The organism is Candidatus Methanocrinis alkalitolerans, from assembly GCF_029167205.1.
Lineage (GTDB): Archaea > Halobacteriota > Methanosarcinia > Methanotrichales > Methanotrichaceae > Methanocrinis > Methanocrinis alkalitolerans.
The window spans coordinates 1-398 of sequence record NZ_JARFPL010000096.1 but is presented as its reverse complement, the minus strand read 5'-3'; the positions used below and the strand labels follow the sequence as shown (position 1 = coordinate 398).

Below are 398 nucleotides of genomic sequence, written 5' to 3'. Positions count from 1 at the left end.
GCCCCACATCGATGCCCGCCATCAACCCATCTTTCCAGGGAGGCTTCGGAGGATCGTCGATCTCCACTGAGAAGCAGGCAAACCATTTTCCGGTCGAAGATCTCCGAACGGTCAACCTCTTGATCTTCCCTTCGATGGGTCGGTGGAGCTTGATCTTGACATCTCCGATCTTGGAGAGACGCAGCTTCCCGGAAGACAGTCTGAATCCCAGCTGTGGATAGGTGAACGAATCGTACCATCCATTCCCCTTGAACCTGGGATACCCCGGGGCCTCTCCTGCTTTGACCCTTCGGAAGAACGCTTTAAAGGCCAGATCTACCCGTTCTTGGACGTTCTGGAGGGTCTGAGAGAATACCTCCTTCAGCTCTGGTTTGTTTTTCTTCCACTCTGGCAGCAAG

General features: G+C 54.0%; 1 protein-coding gene. It reads right to left on the bottom strand.

The window, feature by feature from the left end; all coding sequences use genetic code 11:
- The coding region (locus P0O24_RS12495; protein WP_316970078.1) for an RNA-guided endonuclease InsQ/TnpB family protein at window positions 1-398 on the bottom strand (398 nt) is incomplete at both ends.